This is a genomic window from Ochrobactrum sp. SFR4, from assembly GCF_019730395.1.
Lineage (GTDB): Bacteria > Pseudomonadota > Alphaproteobacteria > Rhizobiales > Rhizobiaceae > Pseudochrobactrum.
This window is the reverse complement of record NZ_JAAPBB010000891.1, coordinates 1-264: the sequence shown is the minus strand read 5'-3', so window position 1 is coordinate 264 and position 264 is coordinate 1. Positions and strand designations below refer to the sequence as shown.

The window sequence follows — 264 nt, the reverse complement described above, 5'->3', positions numbered from 1 at the left end:
AAGATGCCGATGTTGCATCCAAGCGCGTCCTCGTTCGCGTTGATCTGAACGTACCGATGCAGGATGGCAAAGTCTCGGACACCACCCGTATCGACCGCATCATCCCGACCATCAATAATTTACGCGAGCGTGGCGCGAAGGTTATTCTGCTCGCGCATTTCGGTCGTCCGAAAGGCGAGATACAAGCTGAATTCTCGCTGGAACAGATCGTTCCGGCTCTGGCACATGCTGTTAAGCACCATGTCGCTTTCGCCAAAGACTGCA

General features: G+C 54.2%; 1 protein-coding gene. It reads left to right on the top strand.

Going from position 1 to position 264, the window contains the following annotated elements; all coding sequences use genetic code 11:
- The coding region (pgk, locus tag HBA93_RS21660; RefSeq protein WP_221724624.1) for a phosphoglycerate kinase at nucleotides 1-264 on the top strand (264 nt) is incomplete at both ends.